The sequence below is a fragment of the Streptomyces sp. HSW2009 genome (assembly GCF_040240285.1).
Lineage (GTDB): Bacteria > Actinomycetota > Actinomycetes > Streptomycetales > Streptomycetaceae > Streptomyces.
This window is the reverse complement of sequence record NZ_JBEHZD010000816.1, coordinates 1-2,515: the sequence shown is the minus strand read 5'-3', so window position 1 is coordinate 2,515 and position 2,515 is coordinate 1. Positions and strand designations below refer to the sequence as shown.

The following is a 2,515-nucleotide window of genomic DNA, read 5'->3' as shown; positions in this document are numbered from 1 at the left end:
GGTACGACGGGACCGCGGAGCCGGCGGTGCACGGCGTCGGGGGACGCGGTGCGCGGCGGCCCCCCAAGGTCGCCGCGGCCGGGGCCCGGCCCCCCCCCCCGCCCCCGGCCCCCCCCGGGCGGCGGGCCCCCCCCCCCCGCCCCCCGCCCCCCCCCCGCCGCCCGCCCGCGCCCCCCCCCCCCCCCCCCGCCCGGGGCGGCCCGGCGTCCGCGCTCGACGGCAGCACCTACGACACTGCCGCCCGTGGCTCTGCACGCCGGGCAACGTGGCTGCGTACGGGGCACACGTGCGGGGTGTTCCGCAGGGTGCGCGCGGGTCCCCGGGCGGGGCGGCGCTCCTGCGCGCGGTGGTGTGTGGCGCGCTCCACCAGCTCCCCCGCGGGCTGCCGTGCGCCGTGGCGACCGCCTCGGAGCGCACTCGTTCGGGCGCCGACCCGGCCCCGATCGTGCGCGGTCGCACATCGGCTCGCTGTTGACCATGTCGCAAGAGAAATGGTCTACTCCGAATCATGTCTGACACAGGTCTGCGGCTTTGGCGGAGGGTCCACATGGACCTCGTCCGCTACGCAGGCTGCGTGTGTCGACCGTCCTGTTGATGCGCCTTTTCGCCCTTCCGCGCGGCCCGCTGCCGTGCGCCCTCGCGAGCCCTCAGGACGGTCTCCGTGACACCCAGTTCAGTCACCCCTGCCAGGCAACCCGCCTCCGTCGACGTCGCTCCCACGCCGGCCAACCGCGCGCCGGCCGCGCCGGGCCTCACCGCGCTGGCGCCCGGCGCGTCGACGCTCCCGCTCCCCGCGGCCCCGTCGACCACCGCGTCACCCGCCCCGGAGAGCGCCCCCACCCCCCGGGCAGGCGGCGTCTCGCTGCCCGAACTCCTCGACTTCGTCCGTCGCACCGCAGCCGACGCCGACCTGATCGCCTCCCTGCCGCTGGACCCGCAGGGACGCACCTGGTCCCGGCTGGACGGGCCCGGGGGCAGTGAGGCGTGGCTGATCGGTTGGCCGCCCGGCACCGGCACCGGCTGGCATGATCACGGCGGCTCGTACGGCGCCTTCAGCACCGCGCACGGCGAACTCGTCGAACAGTCGCTGGCCGTGCAGCTCCCCACGGAGGGCTGGAAGACGCTGGAACTGGCCGAGGGCGTGGACCGCGAACGCACGCTGACCCGAGGGAACGGCCGGGCCTTCGGCTCACACCACGTACACCAGGTGCTGAACCTCTCCGCGGAGCAGCACGCGATCTCCGTCCACGCCTACTACCCCCCGCTGCCGCTGATGCGCCGCTACAGCCGCACGGGGCCCGTGCTCCGCCTTGAGCAGGTAGAGCACCCCGGGGAGTGGGCATGACCGCGCATCCGCCGACCAGCGTGGACACCCTTCTTGACCGGGCCCGCGCCCATCTGGACCGACTCGCTCCGCAGGACGCCGCCGCTGCGGCCGAGCAGGGCGCCGTACTGATCGACATCCGCTACGGCGCGCTGCGCGACCGTGACGGGTTGATCCCCGGGGCCCACATCGTCGAACGCAACGAGTTGGAGTGGCGGCTCGATCCCGCCGGCGGCCACCGGTTGCCCGAGGTCACGGGGCACGACCTGCGCGCCGTGATCATCTGCAACGAGGGGTACGCGTCCAGTCTCGCCGCGCTCTCGCTGCACCAGCTCGGCCTGGCCCGCGCCACGGATGTGGTCGGCGGTTTCCAGGCGTGGCGGGCGGCGGGACTCCCGGTGGAACACCCCACCAGCGTCTCCGTCCCCGCCCGGTCCATCGCGGGCTGAACCGTCCCCCGTACGTCTACTGTCCGCCGCCACTGCTGTCTATCGTCTGCTATCCGCTGAGCCTGGGCGTGGGCCCGTAGCGGACATCTCATCATCCGGCGGGCGCCTCAACGCCTGCCCGACACCGCGCTGCCACCCGTGGCACGCGGTTACGGCCCTGCTGTCCACCCGCCCTCACTCCTCGGGCAGATCGTGCTCCAGCAGCTCCGGGTCCTCGCCTTCTTCCTCCAGCGCCCGTCGCACGGCTCGCAGCGCCACGCCTTCGGGATAGCCCTTGCGGGCCAGCATCCCGGCCAGGCGCCGGATGCGCTTGTCGCGGTCGAGCCCCCGGGTGGCGCGCAGTTTGCGCTCCACCAGTGCACGGGCCGTTCGCTCCTCCTGTTCTCCGTCGACCTGGCCGACGGCTTCGTCGATGAGCGCGGAATCCACTCCCTTGGTCCGCAGCTCGCGTGCCAGGGCCCGCCGGGCCAGCCCCCTGCTGTGGTGCCGGGACTCCACCCAGGCGTCCGCGAACGCCGCGTCGTTGATGAGGCCGACGTCCTCGAAGCGGGACAGCACCTCCTCCGCGACCTCGTCCGGAATGCCACGGCGGTGCAGGGCCTGGGCGAGTTGCTTGCGGGTCCGGGGCGTGGGGGGGGGGGGGGGGGGGGGGGGGGGGGGGGCCCGCCCCGCCCCGCGGGCGGGGGGGGCGGGGGGGGGGGCGCGCCCCCCCCCCCCCCCCCCCCCCCCCCCCCCCCCCCCC

At 75.7% G+C, this 2,515-nt stretch carries 4 protein-coding genes; 3 read left to right on the top strand and 1 reads right to left on the bottom strand.

Translation table 11 applies throughout. From position 1 onward, the window contains the following. Nucleotides 1–508: 508 nt before the first annotated feature. The 3 genes from AAHZ94_RS32525 (at nucleotide 509) to AAHZ94_RS32515 (ending at nucleotide 1,773) form a co-directional block, all read left to right on the top strand. Nucleotides 509–595, top strand: a complete 87-nt coding sequence (locus tag AAHZ94_RS32525; RefSeq protein ID WP_349997305.1) for a putative leader peptide — start codon at nucleotides 509–511, stop codon at nucleotides 593–595. A gap of 267 nt (nucleotides 596–862) precedes the next feature. After that, nucleotides 863–1,345 (top strand): cupin domain-containing protein, encoded by a 483-nt coding sequence (locus AAHZ94_RS32520; RefSeq protein ID WP_349997304.1) that lies wholly within the window; start codon nucleotides 863–865, stop codon nucleotides 1,343–1,345. Next, nucleotides 1,342–1,773 (top strand): rhodanese-like domain-containing protein, encoded by a 432-nt coding sequence (locus AAHZ94_RS32515; protein WP_349997303.1) that lies wholly within the window; start codon nucleotides 1,342–1,344, stop codon nucleotides 1,771–1,773. The genes AAHZ94_RS32520 and AAHZ94_RS32515 overlap by 4 nt, the downstream gene beginning before the upstream one ends. Before the next feature lie 174 nt (nucleotides 1,774–1,947). On the opposite strand, the gene recX is transcribed toward AAHZ94_RS32515, so the two are convergent. Continuing rightward, on the bottom strand, nucleotides 1,948–2,515 hold a 568-nt coding region (gene recX, locus AAHZ94_RS32510; protein WP_349997302.1), incomplete at its 5' end, for a recombination regulator RecX.